16 protein-coding genes and 3 pseudogenes are annotated in these 24,739 nt (G+C 70.0%); 7 read left to right on the plus strand and 12 right to left on the minus strand.

What is annotated here, in order from left to right; translation table 11 throughout:
* Nucleotides 1–161: 161 nt before the first annotated feature.
* The 3 genes from ACFPIH_RS29720 to ACFPIH_RS29730 all read right to left on the minus strand — a co-directional run bounded on the left by ACFPIH_RS29720 (nt 162) and on the right by ACFPIH_RS29730 (nt 4,839).
* Nucleotides 162–1,046, minus strand: coding sequence for a hypothetical protein (locus tag ACFPIH_RS29720; protein ID WP_381178633.1), 885 nt, complete (start codon nt 1,044–1,046; stop codon nt 162–164).
* Nucleotides 1,047–1,214: 168 nt separating this feature from the next.
* Entirely contained in the window at nt 1,215–3,977 is a 2,763-nt protein-coding gene (locus ACFPIH_RS29725) for a helix-turn-helix transcriptional regulator (protein WP_381178630.1), read from the minus strand.
* Between the two features lie 163 nt (nt 3,978–4,140).
* Nucleotides 4,141–4,839 (minus strand): sigma-70 family RNA polymerase sigma factor, encoded by a 699-nt coding sequence (locus ACFPIH_RS29730; protein WP_381178627.1) that lies wholly within the window; start codon nt 4,837–4,839, stop codon nt 4,141–4,143.
* Nucleotides 4,840–5,025: 186 nt separating this feature from the next.
* Between ACFPIH_RS29730 and ACFPIH_RS29735 the strand changes: the two are divergent.
* Nucleotides 5,026–5,223: pseudogene (locus ACFPIH_RS29735) on the plus strand (WhiB family transcriptional regulator); the annotation flags it as partial.
* A gap of 111 nt (nt 5,224–5,334) precedes the next feature.
* Here the strand turns inward: ACFPIH_RS29735 and ACFPIH_RS29740 are convergent.
* On the minus strand, nt 5,335–6,120 hold the full coding sequence (locus tag ACFPIH_RS29740) for a DUF5995 family protein (RefSeq protein ID WP_381178624.1): 786 nt from the start codon (nt 6,118–6,120) through the stop codon (nt 5,335–5,337).
* Nucleotides 6,121–6,420: 300 nt separating this feature from the next.
* A complete protein-coding gene (locus ACFPIH_RS29745) occupies nt 6,421–7,692 on the minus strand; it encodes an acyltransferase family protein (protein WP_381178621.1) in 1,272 nt (423 codons plus the stop codon).
* A gap of 365 nt (nt 7,693–8,057) precedes the next feature.
* Here ACFPIH_RS29745 and ACFPIH_RS29750 point away from each other — a divergent pair, with 365 nt between their 5' ends.
* A complete protein-coding gene (locus tag ACFPIH_RS29750; protein WP_381178618.1) occupies nt 8,058–11,768 on the plus strand; it encodes an nSTAND1 domain-containing NTPase in 3,711 nt (1,236 codons plus the stop codon).
* A 425-nt stretch (nt 11,769–12,193) separates the two neighbouring features.
* Here ACFPIH_RS29750 and ACFPIH_RS29755 read toward each other — a convergent pair whose 3' ends face one another.
* Together ACFPIH_RS29755 and ACFPIH_RS29760 are read right to left on the minus strand one after the other, a co-directional pair.
* The gene (locus ACFPIH_RS29755; protein ID WP_381178615.1) at nt 12,194–13,117 is read right to left on the minus strand and encodes an RNA polymerase sigma-70 factor; all 924 of its coding nucleotides are present in this window, start codon (nt 13,115–13,117) and stop codon (nt 12,194–12,196) included.
* A gap of 138 nt (nt 13,118–13,255) precedes the next feature.
* The gene (locus ACFPIH_RS29760; RefSeq protein WP_381178612.1) at nt 13,256–14,023 is read right to left on the minus strand and encodes an SDR family oxidoreductase; all 768 of its coding nucleotides are present in this window, start codon (nt 14,021–14,023) and stop codon (nt 13,256–13,258) included.
* Between the two features lie 303 nt (nt 14,024–14,326).
* Here ACFPIH_RS29760 and ACFPIH_RS29765 point away from each other — a divergent pair, with 303 nt between their 5' ends.
* Nucleotides 14,327–14,713: an Imm32 family immunity protein gene (locus ACFPIH_RS29765; protein WP_381178609.1), complete on the plus strand. Its 387-nt coding sequence runs from the start codon at nt 14,327–14,329 to the stop codon at nt 14,711–14,713.
* Between the two features lie 135 nt (nt 14,714–14,848).
* Here the strand turns inward: ACFPIH_RS29765 and ACFPIH_RS29770 are convergent, their stop codons facing one another.
* Together ACFPIH_RS29770 and ACFPIH_RS29775 are read right to left on the minus strand one after the other, a co-directional pair.
* Nucleotides 14,849–15,175, minus strand: a complete 327-nt coding sequence (locus tag ACFPIH_RS29770; protein WP_381178606.1) for a hypothetical protein — start codon at nt 15,173–15,175, stop codon at nt 14,849–14,851.
* Between the two features lie 123 nt (nt 15,176–15,298).
* Nucleotides 15,299–16,816, minus strand: coding sequence for a hypothetical protein (locus ACFPIH_RS29775; RefSeq protein ID WP_381178604.1), 1,518 nt, complete (start codon nt 16,814–16,816; stop codon nt 15,299–15,301).
* Between the two features lie 352 nt (nt 16,817–17,168).
* Here ACFPIH_RS29775 and ACFPIH_RS29780 point away from each other — a divergent pair, with 352 nt between their 5' ends.
* A complete protein-coding gene (locus tag ACFPIH_RS29780; RefSeq protein WP_381178601.1) occupies nt 17,169–17,786 on the plus strand; it encodes a hypothetical protein in 618 nt (205 codons plus the stop codon).
* A gap of 246 nt (nt 17,787–18,032) precedes the next feature.
* Here the strand turns inward: ACFPIH_RS29780 and ACFPIH_RS29785 are convergent.
* Nucleotides 18,033–18,173: pseudogene (locus ACFPIH_RS29785) on the minus strand (antibiotic biosynthesis monooxygenase); the annotation flags it as partial.
* A 107-nt stretch (nt 18,174–18,280) separates the two neighbouring features.
* Here ACFPIH_RS29785 and ACFPIH_RS29790 point away from each other — a divergent pair.
* Nucleotides 18,281–18,925 carry a hypothetical protein gene (locus ACFPIH_RS29790; RefSeq protein ID WP_381178598.1) on the plus strand — a complete coding sequence of 215 codons (645 nt, stop codon included), beginning with the start codon at nt 18,281–18,283 and terminating at the stop codon, nt 18,923–18,925.
* A gap of 272 nt (nt 18,926–19,197) precedes the next feature.
* A pseudogene (locus tag ACFPIH_RS29795) lies at nt 19,198–19,446 on the plus strand (transposase); the annotation flags it as partial.
* 628 nt (nt 19,447–20,074) lie between these two features.
* Here the strand turns inward: ACFPIH_RS29795 and ACFPIH_RS29800 are convergent.
* Nucleotides 20,075–21,265, minus strand: a complete 1,191-nt coding sequence (locus tag ACFPIH_RS29800) for an alginate lyase family protein (protein ID WP_381178595.1) — start codon at nt 21,263–21,265, stop codon at nt 20,075–20,077.
* 654 nt (nt 21,266–21,919) lie between these two features.
* Complete coding sequence (locus ACFPIH_RS29805; protein WP_381178592.1) at nt 21,920–22,270, minus strand: cupin domain-containing protein; 351 nt, start codon at nt 22,268–22,270, stop codon at nt 21,920–21,922.
* 301 nt (nt 22,271–22,571) lie between these two features.
* On the opposite strand from ACFPIH_RS29805, the gene ACFPIH_RS29810 reads away from it, so the two are divergent.
* Nucleotides 22,572–24,683, plus strand: a complete 2,112-nt coding sequence (locus tag ACFPIH_RS29810) for a SpoIIE family protein phosphatase (RefSeq protein WP_381178589.1) — start codon at nt 22,572–22,574, stop codon at nt 24,681–24,683.
* Nucleotides 24,684–24,739: the final 56 nt, after the last annotated feature.

A 24,739-nucleotide genomic window follows, 5' to 3' on the forward strand; every position in this document is an offset into this window, starting at 1 on the left:
GACTGTCGACCGGTTTTCTCGACGCACTCGGTATCTCGGTTGGCCTGTCAGTATCCCCTTGCACAGGGCATTCGTCTCGGCGAGCCGCCCGGATAGCCAGAGGTTGTCCTCGCCCATGGGCTGTCCGCAGCACGAGGCCAAGTGAGCCTGCCGTCGGGCGATCAGGGCCTCCGTCTGGTCGAGCCGGAGAGCCGTGCGGTGGCGGTAGCGACGCGGCGTCGGGCAGCGCGGACCTGCCGGTCGGCCGCCTGTTGGCGTTCACGTGCCTGGTGCGCGGCGGTTCGGGCCTGCTCGTGTTCGCCTTCCAGGCGGTTCAGTTCGTCCGCGAGCTCACCGACCCGCTCGTGGAGATCCTTTTCGTGCTGCTCGGCGTTGTCCGCTTCCCGGCCGGCTACGGCCGCGTCGCTCAGGAGGGCGCCGAGGGCCTTCTCGGCGTCCGCCGCCGCCTGCCGGGCCCGCTCGGTCCGCCGGTCGACCCGCTCGGCCTTGCCGTTCCGGCCTCCCCGGAGAGGAGAACGTGACGGCGCCGACCGGGCGGGGCCGGCAGCACGGCGCGGGACGGCGTCGTCGGAGGCGGGGAATCCGATGGTTTGGCCGAAGGGCTTCACCAGGCGGCCGGTGGCCCATTCCTCGGCGGCCCGAGGGTCGGCGAGGACCGCGTGGAGGGTGCTTTCGACCTCGTGCTGGGCGTTGTCGCTGATCGGGTGACCGGCGCTGACCGCAAGCTGCCGGGCCTGCTGCGACAGTGCCTCGATGAGCACGTGCTGCTGGCGGCTGAGTTCGCGCAGTTGCGGTCCGTCGAGGTCGTGGTGGGCCTGGCGCAGGGCTTCGCCGAGTCGGAGCAGCGTCCTGGTCTCGTCGGGCCGCTCGCGTACCAGCAGGTTGCTGGCCCAGGCCGAGAGGCTGGGGCGGCGCAGCTTGCGGATCTTCTGCGCGAGGGCGCGGTCTCCGTCGCTACGGGCGGCGGCCTCGCGGGCGTCGCGGGCGGTGGTGAAGTCCTCCGGCCGCAGCGCGTAGAGCTCCCGGGCGACAGCGTCCAGGTCCACCGGCACTCCTCCCATAGCAGCACATTTTATGGGTTTTTCTTCTATTTTATTCGTTGGGCCGCACGCACTCGGCTCACGGTGGTCTCTCCTGCGCGGGTGCGCCTTCTCCGCGGTGGTCCGCTCGCGATGAGATGAGCGGAGACATGGCCGGCGATGGGCTCTCCGGCGTCAGGCGCGGGCCAGCGCTCCGTGGAGCTTGTTCCGCGAGTTGACGTCGAGCTTGGTGAACACCTTGTGCAGGTGCCATTCGACCGTGCGAGGGCTGATGAACAGCTCTGCGCCGATCTCGGAGTTCGTCTTTCCATCGGCGGCCAGTCGGGCGATCTGGGCTTCCTGCGCGGTGAGGGCCTCACGTACGTCGACCGCGCGTTGGCGTACCGACTCGCCGGTGGCCAGGAGTTCGCGACGGGCGCGCTCGGCGAAGGCTCTTGCGCCGAAGCCCTGCAGCATTTCGAAGGCGATGCGCAGATGCTCGCGCGCGTCGACGCGCCGGTTCTCGCGACGAAGCCACTCGCCGTACACCAGGTGGGTGCGAGCGAGGTAGACGGCGGCCCGGCTGCGCTCGAGGTGCTCGATGGCCTCGCGGTACAGCAGGTCGGCGGCCGGACCGTCGCTGAGCAGGGCTCGCGACCGGGCCACGACGCCCAGGCTCCAGTCGGTGCCGCTGGCCTCGGCCTGTTCCTCGAGCCGGCGCAGGGCTGCCGCGGCCGCCTCGGGGGCATCACTGCGAGCTCCCGCCTCGACCTGCTCGAAGAGGGTGAACCCGAAACCCGCCAGTTCCTCGTGCTCCCATGCCCGTTCGGCCCTGGCCAGGGCGTCCTGGTAGCGGCCCAGGCCGTTGTACAGCACCGCGATCAGGTAGTTGGCCGTCCCGATCGCCCGCCCCTCGCCCCAGGACACCGCGTCCCGGACCCGGCCGTCGATCCACTCCGCCACCCGGACGTCGTCGCCGCGCCAGACCAGGAGGAAGGCTGTGGCGTACCCGAGGGGCGAGTTGCCGGTCACCTCCGTCATGGTGTCGGACTCGTCGATCAGCGCCGAGGCGAGGCCGAACTCTCCAGCATGCACATGCTGGATGGCGCGGTAGCTGAGGGCCAGGGGAAGGAAATTGAGCGCGCCGGTCTCGCGAGCCGCCCGGACCGCGCGCGTGGTCAGTGCCTGACATGTCTCGTCGTCCCACATGTCACTGGCGACCAGCCATGTCAGCCAGAGCCAGCGCATGACGTCGTCCTCGCCCCGTTCGGCGGCTTGCCGGAACGCCCGCAGCGCGCGCTTCAACGGCGGCGCACCCTGGACGTAGTCTTCGGTGAACCGCGTCGCCAGACCGTCGAGAAGGAGGTCCGTCAGCCGCGGAGGCTGCGGTGCGCGCGGTGCGGCGCGGGCGGCCTCGGCTACCGCTCGCACTCCGCCACGTCCACAGAGGCGGCCCGCGACGACCGCTGCGCCGAGTGCTTCGAGGTACGCCTCACGCGCCTGTCCGTCGTCGATCCCCTCCAGTCGGCCGGCCGCGTCGAGCAGAAACGGCAGAGCCTCACTCCCGCGCCTGCGCGCGAAGACGATCTGGCCGCGCAGCCGGACCAGCCGCGCGTACTGGACCTCGTCCAACGGGCCCATCTCCGCGGCGGCGAGGAGTTCGAGCGCCGCGTCGGGGTCCCCGGCCTCGAAGGTGGCCTGCGCCGCGGCCGCCGCCCTCGTTCCGCGTCTTGCCGGATCGGGGGTCAGCTCGGTCGCACGTCTCAGGAACGCGGCCGCCGCCGCGATACCGCCGCGGGCCTGGGCCCGGCCGGCCGAGCGCTCCAGCTCGCCCGCCAGGGCCTCGTCGGGTTCGACCGCCGCGTGGGCGCGATGCCAGGCTCGGCGATCCGAGTCGAACTCGGGATCGGTCGCCTCGGCCAGCGCGCGATGCACGTCCCGGCGTACCCCGGGGTCGGCCGCGCGATAGGCCGCCGAGCGCACCAGCGGATGACGAAACCGCACCCGCGCACCGAACTCGATCAGCCCCGCCGCCTCGGCCTCCCCTGCTGCGTCCGCCCCGATGTCGAGCTGCTCGGCCACCCGCCGCAACAGCGGCACGTCCCCCACCGGCTCGGCGGCCGCAGCCAGCAGCAGCCGTTGCGCCGCATCCGGGAGCGAAACGATTCGCCGCAGGAAACTCTGCTCGATCTGACTCGCCAGCGGCCGCGCGTCCGGACGCCCGAACCCGCCGGCCAGCTCTGCCGCGGTCAGCCCCCGTGTCAATTCCAGCAGAGCCAGCGGGTTGCCGCGGGTCTCGGCGACGATCCGGTCCCGGACGCGCTCGTCCAGCCGTCCGGGGACCACCGAGTCCAGAAGCGCACGCGCATCGTCGTCGCGCAGACCCCGGACCACGAGCTCCCGCAGCCCCACCCACGGGTCGTCACCCGGAGCAAGTGTCGATGTACGGACCACGAACACCAGCACCACCCGCTCCGCGAGCAGCCGGCGCGCCACGAAGGCCAGTGTCTGCGCGGAGACCCGGTCGAGCCACTGTGCGTCGTCCACCGCGCAGACGACCGGCTGCTCCTCCGCCACCTCGGCCAGCAGGCTGAGCACCGCAAGCCCGACCAGGAAACGGTCCGGCGCACTCCCCGCACTCAGACCGAACGCGATGGCCAAGGCGTCACGCTGTGGGCCGGGAAGACGGTCGAGCTGTCCCATCATCGGCATGCAGAGCTGGTGCAGTCCGGCGAACGCCAGTTCCATCTCGGACTCGACGCCGGCAACCCGCAGGATCTGGCATCCTGTCGCGCTCCCCGCCAGGTACTCCACCAACGCGGACTTGCCGACCCCGGGCTCGCCGCGCAGTACCAGCACCTGGCTCTGACCCGCCCTCGCGCCGACCAACACCTGATCCAGCGCCCAGCACTCGCCCCGCCGGCCACGCAGCCCGCGCCGAGGAGTGCCGCTCGACATTCACCACCACCGCGCAGGTCAAGGGAGCCAGACCCTGAGCATCTCGGGTCGTCCCCATCATGCACCACGCGCGCGCGGCCCGGTCAATCCAGCCGGACAGCCGCCGTCGGAGCCCCGCCGAGGCCTCGTGAACTGCTGGTAGCGGCACTGTTACCAGGGGGGATCATCGGGGTCGCGACAGGGTGCGAAACCCCTGGAGCAGGTCGATGAGGTGCGCCATGTCGCCGACTCGCGCCGCGTCGAGGAAGGCTTCGAGCAGCCCGTCCCGCTCGGCCGCATCGACCGGGTTGTGTCGTTGTTCGGCGAGATGCCTGCGCGCCCTGAGCGCGAGTTGCCTCGCGTTGGCCTCGCTGAGCTCGAGCATCTCGGCGATCTCACGGAACGGATATTCGAACGCCTCGCGAAGTACGTATACGGCGCGTTCGACGGGGGACAGCCGTTCCATCAGGAGCCGGACCGCGAACTCGAGCGCTTCGCCGCGTTCGGCCTCCCGCACCGGATCGACGGACGCGAGATCGCGTTGCGCGATCCATCCGCCGACACTGACCTCGCGACGAGCGCGGGCCGAGGTTGCCGCGTTGAGCGCGACCCGGGTCGTGACGGTCGCGAGGAACGCGACCCGGTCCCGCACCTGGGCCCGGTCCGCGCCCTGCCAGCGGACCCACACGTCCTGAACGACGTCCTCGGCGTCGGCGGCACGGCCGAGCGTCTGGTAGGCGATCCCGAACAGCTGGGAACGGACACGTTCGAAGTCCGCTGCCGCCTCGGCCCCGGAGCGAACGGCGGTCGTCGTCGCGTTCCCGGTCCTCCCCACGCTCGACGAGCCTGGCTCCGGCACGATGTCGATACTGGACAAGCGCATGACGATCTTCCCCGCTCCCAGTTGCCTGGACCGCCGGGGCCGGCTCATCGTGCGCCAGGGCCCGGCTCAGTGACCTGCCCACCGTCGTCCGCAGTGGGTCCCGGGCGCACCAGTGGAAACCCCGGTGTACCCCCGGGCGAAGCGCGACCCCGCCGTCCGGGCCCCGTGGCCGGGTGCGGGGCGCGGGTGCGGGAGAGGCGTCCCCTGCCGTGTACCAAGGAGGAGTCGGAGTTGTTCTTTCGGGCCGGTGGGAGCGGTTCGGCCCTGCCCAGACGGCCCGGGCCACGGCTGTGTGTGCGGCGGTGCCCCGTGATGATCCAGTGCCGCACGGGCGCCCTGGCGATGCGCCAGGATGCCGGGGTATGGGGCGGCTTGAACGAGGAGGAGCGTCGCGCTAGGCCTCTGCGCGAGCGTCTGCATCCGTTGCCACCGTGGCGGCGGCAGGAGGGCAACCGGCCCGGCACACGGGATGCCGGACGGTCAGTCCGCCGGGGCTCACACCGTCCCCTGCCGGGCGGAGGGTCGCTCCATGGCGTTGTCCAGATGGGTGATGACAGCCGGCACGTCGTCGCTCTCGGTGCTCCGGACCAGTTGCAGGGCCGGGCGGACGAGGCCGCCCGGTCGCGCTGTCAACCGTGCGAGCACGGCGGCCCGGATGTCGAGCCGCTCGATGGCGGCCTCGCGCTCCTCTTCGTTCTGGCCGGCAAGCAGGACGGCGTTGTGCCAGGCCTCCTCGCGGGACTGACGGACACTGAAGTCGAGGATCCGCTCGTCGGTGCGGGCTCCGACCTGATCCAGCAGGGACAGGAGTGGTGACAGGGCGCCGACCGAGTCCTGCACCACCAGCACCACCCGCGCAAGGATGTCGTTGATCAGCAGAAAGTCGCGCCGCAACGCGTGGATGGCCTCGCCTGGACTGGTCCGCGCGGCGGCGATGGCCAGGTCGAGGTTGATGTGCGCGTTCACGCCGAGCAGCAGGTGCTGGACGATGACGGTGTCGGCGTCGTCCAGCAGCCCGAACGCCTCGCGCCAGCAACGCGGCCCGCTCCGGTCGCGACGCCAGGCGTCGTACGCGTCGAAGTAGCGGTTGCCGAAGTGCGTGTCGAAACGGTCCATTCGGGCACCGTCGTCGAACAGCCCACCATGAATCGCTGCGCGGACCTCAACGGTCACCTGTCGGTACAGCGCCGCGAAGTACCCGACCCGGTCACGGGCGCGGCCGGCCTCCCGCACGATCCCGGCAAGCCCGTCCACGACATCGTCGATGTTCTCTGCCGCCATGCCCAACCCCCCTCTGTCGCCCCCTTGTTCGGCACGCGCTCCGACTGCTGTCCGCAGTGCCGACCAGAGCCCCGTTGTACCACCGCACACCGCAGGAGGGCCCCGCCCTGCAGGAACCGGGACGGGAGTCCCCATGAGGGGCTTGATGACTTGCGTGGTTCGAGTCCCGTCGGGGTCCGGGCCGTCCAGCTCTCGAACCGACACTGCGTACTCCCGTAGTTCGCCGCGCCGTCGGAGACCTGCGCGGACTCCCCCGTCGAGGGCTGGTGAGCTGCGAGGGCGGTGTGGCACGGGTGCTCGTCACGGGGGCTGCACGCGGCGTGCCAGCCTGCGGCCCCAGGTCTGGCTCGGCGCTTCGATGTAACGGTAGGTCAGCAGGCACAGGGGCAGCAGCACGGTGAAGAACGCCGCTTCGAGCACAGGGCTGTCCTGCCGCCGTCGGCCGATGGTGCTGTCGATCACCGCCAGCAGCAGCGGATGCACCAGATAGACCGAGTAGCTGATCGTTCCCAATCCGGTCAGCATCCGCGGTATACGTCGGCGGCGCGACAACAGTCCGGCGCCGAAGGTGAGCACAGCCAGCAGGAATGCGACGATCCAGCCGCGCCGTGCGAAGTTGTCGCCGTCGCCGTACCAGTACGCACTCCCCACGGCACAGGCGACCACCAGGACGGCGGCGCCACCCGCACAACGCCAGGTGCCCTGACCGTTCTCGGCACGGTAGGCGGCGGTGCCGAGGAACATCACGGCGAGGATCACCAGGCCCTCCCACAGCGGGACCGTGCCGTTGAACGGGACCAGGACAAGCGCCAGCACCCCGCCCAACACACCCCCGAACCCCCGGAGCACGGCCGGCCTGGCGCTCGCACAGCAGATGGCGACCCCCATGGCGATCGAGGCGACCGCGATCAGCGGGCCGGTGCCGACCAGGCCGGACAGGGCAGAGGCCGGCAGCACTGCCCCTGCCGTCACGCTCACTGCGGCGAGCACGGCCAGGATGACGGCGACCGCCGCGGACCGCTGGTGAAGGCGGACCGTGAAAAGTGCGACGACCAGCAGGTAGAAGGACATCTCGTAGGAGAGCGTCCACAGGACGAGCAGGAGACTGGGTGTCCCCAGTAACTCCTGGAGCATTGTGGCGTGGGCGACAGCCACGGTGGCGGCGCTCTGCTGACCGAAGTCACGCATCTCCGCAATGCCCAGGAGGTTGACGGCAAGGAGCGTGGTGACGACAGCCGCCCACAGCGGGTACACACGGAAGATCCGTCCGATCCAGAACGTCCGGACGCAGCCCCGGCGCTCCAGCGACGCGGGGATGATGTAGCCGCTCACCAGGAAGAACACCATGATGCCGAAGCGGCTGGTGTTGAACTGCGGCATCAGCTCCCGCCGGAAGTCCGCAGTGAAGGTGTACGACGAGTGGTCGAACACCACGACGAGTGCGGCGATGCCGCGCAACGCGTCCAGCCAGCCCAGCCGCGACGGACCGGCCGTCGCGATGGCGGCCAGCAATCGCGAGGTAACGGAGCGTGATCGCACCGGTGAAGCAGGGACCAGGGGTGGGGATTCCATGCGCAGACAGGGTCCTGTGTGGTGAGGGGTTCGTCGGGCTGGTCGTGGGGCGGGTGTCGGCGGTGGCGGAGGACAGGACACGCCTGACCACTGATTCCTTCCTTCCGGTGCGGTCCTGGGGCGACGTGGACCTGCTGGGCGCGCTCGCAGGCCACGCCCTGCTGGTCGCCGACGACCAGCAGGGCGTTCCCCGCAGAGCGGTCCCCCGTGCCGCTCGCATCACCGAGTTCAGCGGCTGGAGCATTGTTCGGCAGTACCGTTCCGGCCGCCGAACAATGCAACGAGGTGCGAGCCTTTCGGGTGTCATAGAGGTGTATGGATCGGCTGCCCGCTCTGGCGCAGGGGCGGCTGAAGGGGGTGAAGGTGTGGCGGGGCGTCGTGAGGTGCCGGTGGATCCGGCGGCGGGTCCGGTGCAGCGGTTCGCGTTCGAGTTACGCAAGCTGAGGGCGGAGGCGGACGGGATCACCTACCGGTCGCTGGCCCAGCGGGCGGGCTACTCGGTGACCACGCTGTCGCAGGCCGCGGCGGGCGACCAGTTACCGACACTGCCGGTGGCCCTGGCCTATGTGGGGGCGTGCGGTGGAGACCTGGCGGAATGGGAGGCCCGGTGGAGGGAGGCGGTGGAGGAGTCCGCCGGTGACGGCTCCCGGGACGAGGACGGATCACTCACGCCGTACCGGGGTCTGGCACGGTTCGAGGCCGGGGACAGCGGCCTGTTCTTCGGCCGGGAACAGCTCACCGCCGACCTGGTCGGCCTGCTGCGCCGTCGGCGGCTCGCCGCGGTATTCGGCCCCTCCGGCAGCGGCAAGTCCTCCCTGCTGCGGGCGGGCCTGATCCCCGTCCTCCGGGGCGCTCAGGAGCCGGGCCTGCGCCCGGCCGCGATCCGGATCCTCACACCGGGCGAACGCCCCGCCCGCAGTCACGCATCCCTCCTCACACCCGCAGTTCCCCGCGACGGCAGCGCCGGGGCGGACACGTTCGTGATCGTCGACCAGTTCGAGGAGGTCTTCACCCTCTGCCACGATGCGGCCGAGCGCGCTCGCTTCATCGATCTGTTGCTCACGGCCCGGCAGCCCGAGAGCCGCCTGCGGGTGCTGTTGGCGGTGCGCGGCGACTTCTACGGCCGTTGCGCCGAGCACCGCGACCTGGCCGACGCACTGCGCGACGCCAATCTCCTGGCCGGAGCGATGAGCCAGGCGGAACTGCGCGACGCCGTCGTCAAGCCGGCCACGGCCGCCGGACTGACCGTGGAACGCGCCCTTGCCACCCGGCTGGTCAGAGAGGTCGCCGACGCGCCCGGCGGGTTGCCGCTGCTGTCCCACGCGTTGCTGGAGACCTGGCGCCGCCGCCGCGGCAAGACACTGACCGTGGCGGGGTACGAGGCGGCCGGATGCCTGGACGGCGCGATCGCCAAGACCGCCGAGAAGGTCTACGGCCGGTTCACCGAAGGCCAGGCGGCTGCCGCCCGCCGGGTGTTGCTGCGCCTGGTAGCCCCGGGTGACGGCACCCCCGACACCCGCCGTCCCGTCGAGCGCGCGGAGCTGTCCGGCAGCGGCCGGGATGACACCGCCCAGGTGGTGGAGGAACTCGCCGGGGCGCGGCTGCTCACTCTGGACGGCGAGACGGTCGAGATAGCCCACGAGGCCCTGATCACGGCGTGGCCCCGGCTGCGCGGGTGGATCGAGGAAGACCGGGAACGCCTGCGTGCGCACCGGAACCTGACCGAAGCGGCCCAGGCCTGGCAGGAACTGGGGCGCGAGAAGGGCGCTTTGTGCCGGGGAAGCCGACTCGCGGCCGCCCAGGAACACTTTGGCGGCGCACCGCGCGAGGACCTGACCGACTTGGAGCACGCCTTCCTCGACGCCAGCCGCGACCACGAGCAGAGAGGCCGTCGCCGGTACCGGCTGGTGCTCACCGCGGTCACCGCCGCCCTGTGCCTCGCCCTCGTCGCCGCCGGCCTCGCCGTAGAGCAGTGGCGGAGCGCGGTCTCCGCCCAGCACCTGGCCCAGTCCCGGCAACTGGCCGCCCAGTCCAGCGCGCTGCTGGACTCCGAACCCGACCTCGCCTCACTGCTCGCTGTCCATGCCTACCGGACCAGCCCGACCCGCGAAGCCGCCGCCGCCCTGTATGCCGCGGCGGCGCTACCGCTGCGCAAGCGCCTGACCGGCGGCACCGAACCCGTGGACTCCCTCGCCCTGAGCCCGGACGGACACACCGTCGCCACCCACAGCGCGGACGGCAGAGTACGTATCTGGAGTCTGCCGGACGGCCGGCTCCGGCACACGTTTCCCGGCCACGGCAGCAGCGAGGTCGCGGCGTTCAGCCCCGACGGACACACTCTCGCTGTCGCCAACGAAGGTGTCATACGCATGTGGGATCCGGTCACCGGCAGGAAACTCGGAACCCTCACCATCCCCGGCGGTGCGGTACGCGGTATCGCCTTCAGCCCTGACGGTCGTACCGTGGCCGCCGCCTCCGCGACGAACGTACGGGTGTGGGACGTGGCCACCGGCCGCAAGCGGCACGGCTTCACCGGCCACCCCTATCCAGAGGCGGTCGCCTTCGGGTCTGACGGACGTACCGTCGCCGCGGTGGCACTCGACGGACTCCTACGGGTGTGGGACGTGGCCACCGGCCGCACCCGGACCACCCATAGCGGCCGAATTGACGGCAGGGTGGTGGCTCTCAGCCCTGACGGCCGGACCTACGTGGCTGTCGGCGCCGACGGTCTGCTGCAGTTGCGGGAGGTGGCCACGGGCATGGTCCGGCGCACCATCAGGGACGGTTTCATCGGGTGGTCGAACGAGGTGGCCTTCGCCCCCGACGGGCGGACCCTCGCCATCCCCGGCCCAGGGGACACGGTGCGACTGTGGGACACCGCCTCTGGCACGGCGCGGGCCACCGTGACCGCCGGTCACCACGGGCAGGGCATGAAAGTGGCCCTGAGCGCCGACGGCCGCACCCTGGTGACCAGCAGTAACTCGGACCCCACCATCCGCGTCCACCGCCTGCCCGCCGATCCGCCGCAGACCACTCTGCCCGGCCCTGCCGGCACATCCATCGGCGACATGGCCTTCAGTCCGGACGGACGCACGGTGGCCACGGTCCGCCAAGGGCCGCCCGGCCGTGGGTCGGTACAGCTCTGGGATGCCGGTACCGGCGGTCACGAAGCCGCCTTGGCGCTCGACACCGACCCGGCACCCGGGGGAAAGCAGTTGCCTTTCGCGGTTGTCCGCCTCGGCGCCGTGGGGTTCGACCCGACCGGCCGCGCCCTGGCTGCCAGGTCCGTCGGGAAAGGGGTGATCGAGGTCCGGGATGTCGTCACGGGCCGCCTTCGTCAAAGCCGTTCTCTGGGCGCCGCCGCCACGGCGGCCTTCAGTCCCGACGGGACACGGCTCGCCAGCGTCGGCAGGAAGGGATCGGTGTGGATCTGGAACCTCTCAACCGGCGCGCTGCACACCGCAGCCCAGACCGGCCACGGCCGACTCGTCAGGGCGGTGGCGTTCACCCCGGACGGCCGCACACTCGCCGTCGTGGACGTCGCGGCCGGCAGCGATCAGGTCACGCTGTTCGACGCCGCGACCGGCCGCACCCAGCGCACCATCAAGCCGAGCACGGGGATCCTGCTGTCCCTCGCGTTCAGCCCGGACGGGCACACCCTGGCCACCGCAGGCAGCAGGAACGGACTCGTGAAGACGTGGGACACGCGCGCCGGTCGGCTCCACGACAGCTTCAGTGTCGGCGGTCAGGTGGCGTCGCTGGCTTTCAGCTCCGACGGACGCACCCTGGCCGCAAGCAGCGTGAGAGGAGTCCAGCTGTGGGACCTCGCCACCAGCCAGACCAGACTCACCCTGCCGACCCGCTCGCCCGGAGCGGTGTCGTTCGGCCCGGACGGACGGACCCTCGCCCTCAGCACGGGCAGCTCCGCCGAGTTGTGGACCGTCGACCTGCCCGACCCGGCCCGCGCAATCCGCAGCATTTGCGCGGCCGTCGACGCCACGCTCACCCCTCTGGAAAAGTCTCGCTACCTGCACGACCAATCCTCTGAAACCGGCTGCCAGGCGTTCGGGCGATAGGACCTTGCCGCGGGGTTCGCGATGCTCCGGCCGCGGCCGGAACTGCCGGCGGCGGAATGCGGCTGTGCGTCGGGCGCGTATTCGTCCAGGCGGCGGAGTCTGCCCCGTACTTCCTCGGCGTCCGGGGGGTCGATCTGCTCGAGGATCGCAAGCGACTGTTGCCAGTTCGTGTGAGCCGCGTCCGGTGTGACCGGCGGCCACGTGGACGTCACCGAGGAGGCCGAGCGCGATGCCTTCGCCCCGGCGGTCCCCTGCGGCGTGCAGGGCGGTGAGTGCCTGCTCCAATCCAGGATGCCGATGGCGTCGCCGAACCGCCCGAGTTGGTGATAGGCGTCGCCCGGATCGGCCAGTCGTCGCCTGCCGAAGCTCTTGCGGTGTCTCCTCGGCGAGGACGCGCAGGACGACGTTGTCGGCCGCGGCCTCCGTCAATCTGCGGGTCGGTGTGCCCGGTTCACCTCGCGGAGGGCGGCCCAGGCGTCCGCCACAGACCCGACATGGCCGAGTTTGTCAGGGTTGTTCACCGTGCGGATCGTCTGGATCCGCCCGTCGAGTACGTCGAGTGCCCAGGTGCTGAGAATCTGGCCGTCCCGGTCACGGAGGATCGCGCCCGGCTGGCCGTTCACCTGCCGCGGCTCCACAATGCCGGCCCCCCTGACGACCAGCGGGACGAACGCCGCCAGCACCCGCTCCACGTGCTCGGCACCGACGATGACGGGCTTGAACTGCGGGGCCTTGCCACCGCTGTCACCGATCATCTGAACGTCGGCGGCCAGCAGTTCGGCCAGCCCGTCGACATTCCCTTCCCGGAAGGCGTCGAAGAACCGTTCGGCGAGTTCCTCGCGCTCTTTCCGGTCGGCCGCGAACCGGGGCCGGCCCGCCTCCATGTGCCGGCGTGCCCGCACCGCGAGCTGATGGCAAGCCGCCTCCGACCGTCCCACGGCCGATGCGATCTCGGGGAAGCCGAAGGCGAAGACCTCCCGCAGCACGAAGACGGCGCGCTCGAGCGGGGTGAGCCGCTCCAGTAGGAGCAGGGCCGCCATCGACAGAGAGTCCGCCAGCTCCGCCGACCGCGCCGGATCCTCGTACGGGTCGGTCAGCAGCGGTTCGGGGAGCCACGGCCCGACGTACTCCTCCCGCCGGACACGGGCCGAGCGCAGCACGTCGATCGAGATCCGGGTGACCACGGTCGACAGGAACGCCTTGGCCGACCCGGGCCGGGCAGAGGTGGCCTGGTAGCGCAGCCAGGTCTCCTGGACCGCGTCCTCGGCCTCGCTCACACTGCCCAGGAGCCGGTAGGCGATCGAGAACAGCAGCGGCCGCAGTTCCTGGAACTCCTCGGTCTTCGTCACGCCGGCTCCTCCTTGGAACTTGACCGCCTCGGTCATCAACCACCACTGCCTCGTGTTCTGTCTGCCGCAGGCCCGCCAGGTGGTGATCGGCGAAGGCACCGTGGCCCGTGGAACGCTCCGCTGTTCAGGACGTCCACGTCACCAGGGCACCGGGCCGCTCTCGCCGAAGAAGCCCGCGGTCGGCCCGTCCGTGCCGAGGGTGGCCAGGCGCACCACGACTGCGGCGCCCTGCGCGACCGTCAGGAAGCCGGTGTGGTTGTTGCTGTCCGTGTCGACGTAGCCGGGGGCGGCCGCGTTGACGAGAACGCCGTCCTTGCGCAGTTCCTTGGCGTACTGCACGGTCAGCGCGGTCAGCGCGCTCTTGGACGGCGAGTACGCCGCAGACGGCAGCAGCGCGGCGAAGGGGCCGTCCGGATCGCTGGTGAGGGTCAGCGACGCGGCGTGGCTGCTGACGTTGACGACGCGCGGCGCCGGTGACCGCCGCAGCAGCGGCAGCATGGCGTTGGTCACCGCGATCACCCCGAAGACGTTGGTCTCGAACACCGCCCGGACCATGTCCAGCTCGACCGAGCTGGGGATCTGATCGTGGGCGTCTGCGGGCGACACCTGTCCGGAGCCGGTGATGCCGGCGTTGTTGATCAGCACGTCGAGGTGGCCGAAGCGCTCCTCAACCTGCTTCGCAGCCTCCCGAACGGTGGCCAGGTCGGTGACGTCCAACGTGACCGCGTGCGCGTCGCCGCCTGCCGCGCGCAGCGCCTTCGCTGCCTCCTCGCCACGCTGCGGGTCTCTGGCCCCGATGAGGACCGTCATGCCCAGCGCGGCGAGCTGCTCGGCAACCCCACGGCCGATCCCCTTGTTCGCCCCGGTAACCAGCACGACCCTCTGCTGTGTGGTCTCCCCGCTCATGACCAGCTCCTTGTTGTCGAGGTGGGTTCTTCTCAGAACCTGTCTTCGCAACCTGAGACGAGACAGCGCAGCCATCTCTGACACGCGGACAGAAATCGCTGTTCCCGGTCCAGATGGTCCGGCCGGTGGTCACGGGCAACAGGCCGTCCAGGGACAAGCCAACCGTCTGGGAGAACGTCACCGCACCGGACGAACAGCTCCGATGCGCCCGGCCACGTCTGGTCGTCTGCGCTGACCCGGACGCACGACGGACGATCTTGGCAGGAGGCATCATGGGAGTCCGACTCTGAAGGAGTGACGCCGGTGAGACTGGTCTCCGACCCCAGGTACGGCGAAGTCGATCTCTCCGCGTCTGCGGAAGAACTGACGTGCCTGGCAAGCGCGGTGGCCCAGGGCGAGGGGCTGCTCAGCTCCGCTTCCTCGTCGGGCAGTAATACCCTGGCCGGGGTCGAGGTCAAGAACACTTCCGGCCCGGGGGTCCTTGTCCACCGGGACGCCGAGCGGCAGATCCTCGTGATCAGCGGTGACTCCGCCAGCAGAACAGTACTCGCGGAGAACCTGCGGGCCATGGCCACTGCCGAGGACGGCGGTCACCTTCACATCGACTACTACCCCGGGCACTTCTACCTCGCCGAAGGGTCGCTGCCCCTGGTGGTCAACAGCCCGCACGGAGGCATGCCGACCCGGTGAGTGGCAGTTGGTCGCTGCGATCAGTGGTCGTAGGCGGCCATCTCCTGTCAGGGCACCGGCCCTTGACGGGGCAGGGCCCTGTCCGCGAGCGCATGCAGGATGCCCTTCGCGGGAGCACGGCCAGAACCACTTCGGTCACGGCTGGGCTGTCCGGCGATGCATGGGCGGCCGATCAATGATCTCGATGTACATGATCCGGCCGTCCACGGCGTCCAGGATCAGCATGCCCTCCGAGGGTGTGAGTGGTACACACCGATGGCCCGAGCCAAACGGCTGCCCCTGCGGATGATCTGCTGTCCGCATGCTCTGACAGAAGTCGTCGCCGCAGCGACACTCGCCAACCAGGCGAACGTCCCGCACGCTGATGGCCAGCTCGCGTTCCCCCTCCTCCTCCAGGAGGGTGACCAGTTCGGCGACAAGGTCCGGGAAGACGTCGCGCACGAGGGGGTAGTCCGGCTGCATGCAGGGAGGGTAGCCGCGGCGGCCGACTGGCGCTCAGCATAAGCGGCGCTTCTCTCTGGTCAGGCGTAGGGCCGGATTCCTTGAGTCGGCGAGGCCGAGCCTTTCACTCGGCGGGCAGCACGCTTACAGCTTGGGCACGAGATCCGATATCACGGCAAGGGGCAGAGACGGGTTGGCGGCCGCTGCTTCCACCACCTGCCAGTCGGCGTCGGTGAGCAGTCCCACGATGATCGGCGGCGGGAGTGCCGGATGGCCGGCGGCTATCGGCCTTGCCTGTTTGTCCGCCAGGCAGGCGAGCAGAGCCTGGGCCGTCGCGTTCTGGTGCCGGGCGATCTCGCGGAACGCCTTCTGTGCCGGCGGTTTCTGCCGGGTCAGATCCTCCAGGAGCGCCGGGCTCGCGTCCGGATTGGTCGCCACTTTGGCAAGGACGCGGACTCCGTGCAGGTCGACCATGGCGCGCAACTGTGCTTCGGTGAGGCCCGGGTGCGCAGCGATGGACTTGGCCACTTTCGCGTCGGGGTCGGCGGCCAGCGCGTCGCGGATCTCAGGCGGCAGATCGCGTCGTCGGGCCAGGAGCATGCGCACGGCCGGGTTCGGCGACTGGGCCAGCAGCTCAACCTCGGCGGGCGACGCGGCGGCGATCCGCGGCAGCAGGGGAGCACCGATCTTGGTAACTCCGGCCAGGTGGGTGAGCACGTCGAGCGGCACGTGTGGGTTGTGCGCGAGCCTGCGCTGTACGTCGTGGCCGCGGTCGCCGGCCAGGGTGCGGATCAGCGCATCGTCGATCGCGGGATTCTCGGCGAGGTCGGCTCGCACACCGGGGGTTTCGTCTGCGGCCAGCCGCCGGTACACCGCCGGAGGCAGGTCGGGGCGGGCGGCAAGGACCCAACGCAGGAGCATCGAAGGATGGTCCGCGAAGCCGACGACGGCTTCGGCGGGTGTCGCCGCGTTCCGCAGTGCCGCCTCCTGTATGTCGAGCACGGTGGACTCGTGGGACCCGTCGCAGGAGGCGCCCGGCAGCAGTTCGCAGTCGGTCCGCGGGCATTGCGGCTCGTGTACGAACGGTGTCGCTTCCTGGTCACAGACGAGGCATCGCTGCGCCGGAGGCAGCCCTTCGCCGGTGATGAGCGCCGCGAGTACGTCCGGGGGCGCGGCCTCGTTTGCGGCCACCGCACGGCGGACCTCGGCATGCGGATGCCCCGCAAGCCTGGCGGCCATTTCGGGTGTGGTCCACAACGCGAGCTCCGTGACAACGCGTACGTCCGGGTCCGCGGCGAGCGCCTCCACCACATCGGCCGGGAGACCGGGGCAGGCGGCCAGCGTCTCCCTGCGTTCCAAGACCGGATCTGCCGCGAACATCCGCGCCCACTCCGGGCTGCCGGCGCGCTCGTGGAGCAGGGCGAGGGCGGCGTGCGGCTGTGCGGCAGGATCGACGTCGGCGGCGGTCAGCAGTCCCTCATGCGCCAGTTGTTCACCGCTCTCCTCGACGCGCGAGGCCAACGCAACCGCCTGTGCATGGCTGAGGTCCGCCCGACCGGCAAGGTTCACGGCGACGGCGGCGTCCGCAACCGCGATCAGCCGGTTGACGAGATCGGACGACAGGGCCGCATTGGAGGCAAGCCCGCACAGGACATGGTTCACAGAGGGCATCCTGCCTGGGCCGTGACCGATCTGCTCGCGATTTCATCGTCGGAGATGCCCGGCGCGGTACTTGGCGACAACGGGCTGCAGGAGCGTCGGGGGTACGGGGCAGCTTGGCGGAGTGGGGAGATTGGTGGGAAGTGCGCTTGGCGTCCCGGGCGGCGCCCCTGGCGCGAGACATCACGGCTCCGGCGCCTGCTCCCGCTCCTGCTCCTGCTCCGGCTTCTCGGCGGCAGCGCGTGGCCGGACTTCCCGCCAACCGGGCGGGGCATCCGGGCGGCTCCGGCATGGCGCCATGCCGAGGCGGATTGTGCCCGGATGCTGGTGGCCTCCGGACCATGCGGGAGGGACCATGGACGACCGCCCCAGACTTCAAGAAACCCGGCAATCGGCATCCATTGGCGCGGGCCTTGACACTTCCGGCCAGCCGGGGGTCATCGGCATTGCGCTCGCCGCCGTGCTGACCGCCGCACTCGCCCAGGGTTCCTGGCAGTGGTTCTCCACCTATATCGGGCTGACGCTTCTTGCGGTGATCTTCTCCTTCTACCGGCTGCCGACATGGATGCCCGGCCTCGGCTCTACGTACATGAGGAATCTGGCCGCGTTCTCACTGGTCGTCGGCCTGTGCGTGGCGATCACACTGGCCCCCTTGCTGCAGCGCTCGGCATGGTTGTTCCCGATGCCAGGCACTCGACGCGGGTGTCCTGAGGTGGGCAGGTACGAGGGCATCCAGGCGGAGGCCTCGCTGGCCAACCTGGTTGGGCGCGACAGGGCCGCCTTGGCCCACGCGCAGGAGGCCAAAATCCATGAGGCTGTTGCCGACTGTCTGTCAGCCACTACGACCCTGTGGCTGCCGGCGTACGGGTTCGGGGCGGCCGTACTCGTGGGTCTGGGCGCGTGGTGCCTTGACCGAGCTCGGGTGAGGAAGGAGATGACCGTGGCCGGCCGAAATCCTCCCCGCCGGGGCTGAGCAGCCGCACGAACGCGACAGAACGGCAAGGACTGAGTGGCTGTCGGGGGCGCAGCCAGGGCAGGGAAACACCCCGCGGGTGGCGGACGGGGCCGCTCCTCCGAGGGCGGGCGGGCGGCTCCAGCTCCCGGGCATTGCCTGCTCGCGGTGCCCGTAACTGGCCATCATTCTCCGCGGTTTCCCGCTGGATCGGTCTCGCGACGGGGGCATGTCGACCCGTTCGCCTGCCGTCGGACTCTGTGGGACCTACGCTCGTATGAACCCGTGGCTCCGCTCCATTTTCGCCACATGCAGCGTGTAGCTCTGGTGCCACTCGGTTTGCCCGCGCTTTTGCGCCGCGCGGTGCTCGGCGTTGCACCGCCGCTCCGTGAGGGCGTCGGCGTCTCTGAGCCGACGTTCGGGTGTGAGCGCGTCGGGGGCAATAGCTTGGCTGGAGGAGGGTGGCTGTTGGGGCCTCGTGACACGCCCGGCGAAGGTGCGTCACGATGATCGCTATGACCGACGGAATTACATGGCTTGCCGCTCCCCAGTCGATCGCCTTCGGTGGCTACAGCGTGGTGCTCGCTCGAGGGTTGGACGCCGAAGAGCTGGTGTCCCGGCTCACTGCGACAGTGTTCGGGCCGACGCGCACGGCGCGTAGTCTGGCCCACCTCACCAGCAAGGACCTGATTGATGTAGTGGAGGACGGCTGCTGGGACCCTTACCCCGCGATAGGTCTGCGATATGGCGAGATCGGCGAGTGGGTCTTCGTGGTCAAGTACGGTGGCTGGCAGGCGGAGTTCGGCCCGCAGCCACCTGTTTCTCGGGGTGGTGCACACGTCTTCCAGCTGGAATTCGAAGAGGAGAACGGCAAGCCGGTACCGCCTCAGTTCTCCTACCTCCATGACGATCGTCTCATGTGTGCCTTCAATCTCCACCTGGACCGTTCCTGGGGATACGACGGCGTGAACGGTGACCGCGAGGTGGCGGTACGCGTCGAGAAGATGCTGGCTGCTGCCGGCCTACCGGACGCCAACGTGCCTCGCCGCGAAGTGCACCGCACCGCACTGGAGATCATCGAACGATGCTTCGGCCTTTCCCTGCCACGCAGGCAGGTCCTGGAGGCCGCGCTTCCCGCTGTGGTCCTGGAGATCGCGTAACCGGCGAATCCCTTCAACTGAAGCGGCTGGTCACATCGAGGTCAGGCTGGCGAGGATGCGGGGTAGTCCGGGTGCTCGGGCAGGCCGGGCGAGACCGGGTGGGCCGGGAGTCGGTCCACGACAGCGGTGACGGTCTTGCGGGTGATGGCCAGGTGATCGAGATGGGTCTCGGCTTCCCGTAGCCGTCCCTGCAGTTCATCGATCCGAGTACGGAGGTCGTCGGCCAGGGCCCGGGCGGCGTCCTCCTGGACGTGGAGTGCGTCGAGCAGGGGCTGGACGACCGGGCGGCTCTTCGCGGGATCGTCTGCGTGCTGTCCAAAGAAGTGAGCTGGGCCGATGTGCCGACCGAACGTTTCGGCTGCAGTGGGGTGACGGCCTGGCGACAGCTGCGGGACTGGACCGAGGCGGGAGTTCCGCCACGTCTGCACGAGGTCATCCTGGCCGAGCTGCGCAAGGCGGGGTTGCTGGACGTGGACGACGCGACGGTCGACGGCTCCCGCTTGAGGAGCTTGGGTGAAGGCACGGCCCGAATTTCGCACCATGCCAGTCGACGCCGGCACAGCGATGTTCTGCGAGTACAGGGATCTACTCCCTTCTTCCACGAGTCGTCCCACTTCTCCGGGTCTCGTTCCGGCAAGTCGTGGCGGTGGGGGGACAGTTGCACGTCCACGATCTCGTCCGGCCGTACCGGCGCCCGCCTGCGACGGCGCAAGCCGGTCGCGTCTCCGGTGCGGGGCTCGCCCTGCGCCGTTCAGGGCCGTCTCGAACTGGAGGCGGACCAGGTGCGTGGTCTCCATACGCGCGGCCTCCCCCCTCCGTCTTCCTCAAAGCAGCGTGCAGTTGCTCCCCGCCGAACCGGGGGTGCAGGACAGCCGGGCGGCCATGTGCTGGCGTCGGACGCAGGCGCGCAGACCGCAAGACGGGGAAGGCGGCGGGCTTCATCGCGGGTGACGGAACGGCGGCGCACCGCCCCGGTGTCGGGCACCGGTTGGACTTGCTCGGGTGGGCGCCGACGTCGATCCCGATTTCTACGAACCCACTGCGCGGGGTCGTTCCGGTCCAGGTCGACGCCCACGCCTTCGCCGCCTTCCGCTGCGATGAGGAGTCACCCGGTGGCCGCCGCGGCATGCGGAGCGGCGGCCACGATGATCAGTTGGGGTTGTCCGCGTGCGTGAGAGTCGTCCAGGCGTTGAAGTAGTTGTCCGTGCCGGACGGCCGGTGTGCCTCGGTGTACTTCTGGGTGTTGGACATGCTGATGCCGAGACGGTTGTGGAGGGCGTTGTAGCCGACCTCCGTGGTCCGGGCGAGGCCTGTCTTGATGGAGCCGCCGCACAGCCAGGAAGGCACGGCTGTGCCGTTCTCGTAGGAGGTGTGGAAGCCCAGTGTGTAGCGCAGTCGCTCCTGGATCTTGGGATAGAGGTCCTGGCCCTGGATGCGGCTGGTTTCCGCGATGTCCGCTATCGAGGCGATGCCCCAGCCGGTGTGCCCGAAGTCGCGGCAGGTCTCCTGGGCGAGGCCGTCGGCGAAGGTGCTCTGGCCCTGCCAGTACTTGATGATCTCGGCGCTGGTGTCGATGCTGCCGTTGGCGGGCGGCTCGGGCAGGTCGCCGTCACCTGACAGGTAGACGTACGCCGGGACTCGGGCGAGGTAGGTGCTGACCGCCTTGTCGTAGCTCGTGCGGTCCTCGATGAAGACCGAGATGCCGATCGCCGCCTCGGTCATGACCAGTTCCCAGTTGCCGTTCTTGGTCGCCGCGCCGTTGATCACCTCGGGGAGGTACACGTCGCGCAGCATGGTCGCGAAGCGGCCGGCGTTGGGCCAGCCGCCGTCGTACGTGTACTTGATGATCTCGGCGGCGCGCGGCCAGGTCGACCCGGACCAGCCGGTCTGCAGTGGGGCGTTGCTGTTGGTGTGATCCGTGATGGTCGCGGACCAGGCGTCCATGATCTCGATCGACTTCTTGGCGTATCTGCTGTCCCGGGTGAAGTACCAGGCGAGCGCGTCGGTGTAGGCCGCGATGGCGTCCTGGCGCTCGTCGGTGCAGCCGTAGTTGGGGTTGGATGATGATCCGCACTCCACGACGGCCCGCGGCTTGGCGGTACGCGACAGCGAGGCGTAGGAACTGGCCAGCATGCCGTCGTACGCGGCCTTCCACGGCTGTTGGCCGGCCTGCACCTTCGTCCGGGCGTAGTCGAGTTGGGCGCGGCTCACCAGCACGCCGGGGTGGGCGAAGGTTGCCGGTGCGGCTGTCGCCCGAGGGGCCGGGCCGGTGAGCTGAACGCTCAACAGGCCGATCAGCAGGGTGAGAACGCTGCACAACGCGGTTCTGGTTCGTACCATCCGATGACCTCTCTATTCACGAATGAGAACGCAGTTCCTCAATGTGGACGAGCTGGCCTGGACCATAAGAACCTTTCGTGAACATGTCAATGCACACGCAATGATGAGAGCCGTGGCCTCGGCGGCCATCGGGCTCGGAATTCCCATCAGGGTCCAGGGCCTGTCGCTCTCGCGGGACGTCCGGTGTGATCACCTGATCCCCAGGGCGAGCAGAGGGCGTTCGGGGTCACGGGCGTGGTGTCGCAGAGCCGCGGCGATGTCGTTGACCCCCGGCAGCCACGGCATCCCGCAGCCGGCGGGGGGCGGCGTGGCAGCGTACGTCGCGTTCCCCGCGGACGAGGCCCTACCCCCGCCCGGGCCTTTGCCGTCCTCGACATGCCCGCGGGACGCATCGCCGCGCCCCGCCCGAAGGCGGCGTACACGGAGGCCGGACCGCCCTACGCCGCCGCCACATCACACGCAAGTTCCCGCGTGCCCGGACACCCACCAACACGGCGGCCGGAGCAGGCCCACACAGCAGGCCACCCCCACCCTGCGAGGGCCCGTCGCCGCCCCTCCCCCTATGGCTGCAACCGGCTTTCGCTTGGCTCTGCAACGGTCTGCTCAGCTCGCCACCCGGCGCGTTGTCACCCGTGCCACCCGACCCAGGCGTGCTCAGTCCAGCACGATCATCAGCGCCTCGAAACCGGTGCTCGTGCTGCTGGAGTGGCCGGTGCCGCTCGTGTCCTCGACCAGCAACAGATCACCGGGGCGGGCGATCACCTTCTCGCCGGACGCGGTCACCTCGCACTCGCCCGAGAGCATGACCACCAGGCGGCGCCCGGCCTCAGGCTGCTCCGGGTGGCCGCCCCCGGCCGGTGCCCGAACCACCATGCAGGCCGACGCCTTGAGTGGCGCGGAGGCACTCAACTCGCCCGGGTCGGGTACCGCCGGCAGGAGCCCCGGCTCCCAGGACTCGAATCGGGCGGCTCCGTCCTGTCCGGCGTACAGCCGTCGCAGCGTCATATCCAGCACAGTAGGTGCACCTGGCTCAGCCACCCATGACGTCACCGCCGAAGCCTCGTCCCCGCCTGCAGATCTCTCTCCGGATCGGATCTCGGGCGTCGGATGGCCTCACTCGGCAGCTGGGCAGGCCGCCAGGTCAGCGGCCCCCGTTCCGGTCCTGAAGGCGGTGTGGCCCGACGCCAAGGGCCCACTTCCTCCGCCAGACGGTTGCGTGGGGGCGAGATACCGGTCGGCTGATCCACATGCCGTCACGGATGTCCTGGCTTAGCGTTCTGACCATGGGCGTCAGGTGTTGCGCTGCATGACCGGGATCAGGACCGGCGAGAGTCCGGGTGAGGCTGATCCGCTCGATGAGGCATTGGCGGCGGCTGTACGCCGTACAGGTGCCAGGTCCGGGGGTGTCTACCTGCTGGACCCGGCTGAATCCGCGCTGGGTCTGGTCGCGCTGTGCGGCGTACCGGTCGAGGCTTTCTCACCGTATTGGCGGGTCTCCTTCGCTGCCCACGGTCCGACCCAGGACGCGATACGCGACGAGCGGCTCGTCTGGGTGAGTTCCCTCGAGGAACTGGCCCAGTTCTATCCGCGTGTCGCGGCGGCCATTCCGTATCCGGTCGCGTTCGCATCGGTCCCGCTCACCGGGGTCCGGCACTGCCGGGGTGCGCTGTTGCTGATGTGGGTTCCGGGTCGTTCTCCTCTTCTCAGCCGCGGTGAACTCACGCACATCGCCCTGAGCGCCCGGCGTATCACCCGGGTTCTGGACGCAGCCGCCGACCCTCCGGTCATTCCGGACCGGCCACGCTTCGTCCGCCCCCACCACGCGGAGCCGTGGCCACAATCCGGACTCGCGGCGGCCGACCTGGTGGAACGTCTTCCCCTCGGCATCCTCGCTCTCGACCTCGGCGGGCGCATCACCTTCGTGAACACCGCAGCCGCCGGTCTGCTGGGCATACCGGCGGAGCAACTGCTGGGAACTCAGCCGTGGCAGTCACTGCCGTGGCTGGACAACATCACGTACATGGACGCGTACCGCACGGCCTTCAGCAGCCGCGAGCCTCTCGCCCTGACGGTTCTGCGCCCACCGGACCAGTGGCTCGACTTCCGCCTCCACACGGACGACAGCGGCACAAGCGTCCTCATCACCCCCGACCACTCGTCCAAGCACCTTGTCATGCAGCCGACCTCCACCGGCACTCCGCCGGAGAGCCGCATCCATCTCCTGATGGCCATGGCGGCCGCCCTGACCGAAACCGTCGGCGTCCAGGACGTCGTCGACCTGGTTGCCGACCAGATCCTGCCTGCCTTCGGCGCCCACGGCATGATCATGTCCACCGCCGACGCCGGCCGCATACAGATCATCGGTTACCGCGGCTACGCCCCCGACGTCATCGAGCAGTTGGACGGCATGCCCACGGACGCCGATCTGACCCCCGCCGGCCTCGCTCTGGCCACCGGCGCCTTCTCGTTCTTCGCCGACCGCGGCGAACTGGCCCGCCTCTACCCCAGGACCCCGCAGATCAGCGACAAGCAAGCATGGGCCTTCCTTCCGCTGGTCGCCTCCGGGCGCCCCCTCGGCTGCCTCCTCCTCGCCTACAAGCACCCTCACCCCTTCACCACCGCCGAACGCTCCATCCTCACGCCTCTCGCCGGCCTCATCGCCCAGGCCCTGGACCGGGCACGTCTCTACGACGCCAAGCACAGCCTCGCCCACGCCCTCCAGCAGACTCTCCTGCCCCACGCCCTGCCCAACGTGACCGGACTCGACGTGGCCGCCCGTTACCTCCCCGCCAGCCATGGCATGGACATCGGCGGCGACTTCTACGACCTCATCCGCCTCACGGACACCACCGCCGCAGCCGTCATCGGAGATGTGCAGGGCCACGACATGACGGCAGCCGCGCTCATGGGCCAGGTCCGCATGGCCGTCCACTCCCATGCCACGGCCGGAGCCACCCCCGACCAGGTCCTCACCCGCACCGACCGCGACCTCGCCGACCTCAACGCCAGCCGTTTCGTCACCTGTCTCTACGCCCACCTCGACCTGGCCCGCCACCGGATGACCCTCGCCAGCGCCGGCCACCCGCCTCCACTCCTGCGACCTCCCGACGAACGGGCCCATGCCGTCGACGTCCGCCCCGGCCCGCCTCTCGGCATCGGCATCGGTCCCCCCTCCTACCCGCTCACCACGGTGTCCCTCGCCCCGGAGTCCCTCCTCACCCTGTACACCGACGGCCTGGTGGAAAGCCCTGGCATCGACATCACCCAGACCACCGCCGACGTCGCACACCACCTCGGTGAGACAGCCGACCTGCCCCTGCATCAACTCGTCGACAGCCTCCTCCACCACACTCGCCGCGCGAGCCGGCACACCGACGACATCGCCCTGCTCCTGCTTCAAACTCAGTCGCAGAGCTGACAGGTCCGCCCGGTCGGCCTGGCGTGGTCTCACTCCCCATAGCGATCAGGGTCGTT

Origin of the sequence: Streptomyces vulcanius, from assembly GCF_042653945.1 — a bacterium.
GTDB lineage: Bacteria > Actinomycetota > Actinomycetes > Streptomycetales > Streptomycetaceae > Streptomyces > Streptomyces mangrovi.